The following is a 449-nucleotide window of genomic DNA, read 5'->3' as shown; positions in this document are numbered from 1 at the left end:
TAAGGCGGGACAGATGACTGGGGTGAAGTCGTAACAAGGTAGCCGTAGGAGAACCTGCGGCTGGATCACCTCCTTTCTAAGGAATAAAACGGAACCTACACATCGAAGAAACTTTGTTTAGTTTTGAGAGGTTTACCTCTTAAAACTTTAACCTATAAGACGCTTATTTGGGCCTATAGCTCAGCTGGTTTAGAGCGCACGCCTGATAAGCGTGAGGTCGATGGTTCAAGTCCATTTAGGCCCATATGGGGAATTAGCTCAGCTGGGAGAGCACCTGCTTTGCAAGCAGGAGGTCATCGGTTCGATTCCGTTATTCTCCATTATCAACCGGAAGGTTGATAGAGTTTGTACTTTGAAAACTAAATACTATCTAATTTCTTTATTAACAAAACAATAAACCGAGAACACCGCGTTATTTGAGTTTTAATTAACGAATTATAATCGCTAAC

At 42.1% G+C, this 449-nt stretch carries 2 tRNA genes and 1 rRNA gene; all 3 read left to right on the top strand.

Going from position 1 to position 449, the window contains the following annotated elements:
- Window positions 1-76, top strand: a 16S ribosomal RNA gene (locus tag LMB56_RS00765); the annotation flags it as partial.
- Window positions 77-169: 93 nt separating this feature from the next.
- Window positions 170-244 (top strand) — tRNA-Ile (locus LMB56_RS00760).
- A 3-nt stretch (window positions 245-247) separates the two neighbouring features.
- Window positions 248-320 (top strand) — tRNA-Ala (locus LMB56_RS00755).
- Window positions 321-449 lie beyond the last annotated feature (129 nt).

The organism is Limosilactobacillus reuteri (assembly GCF_020785355.1).
In the GTDB taxonomy this organism is placed as follows: Bacteria; Bacillota; Bacilli; order Lactobacillales; family Lactobacillaceae; genus Limosilactobacillus; species Limosilactobacillus reuteri_I.
Note: the sequence above shows the minus strand (reverse complement) of the source record. Positions and strands in the feature narration are given on the sequence as shown.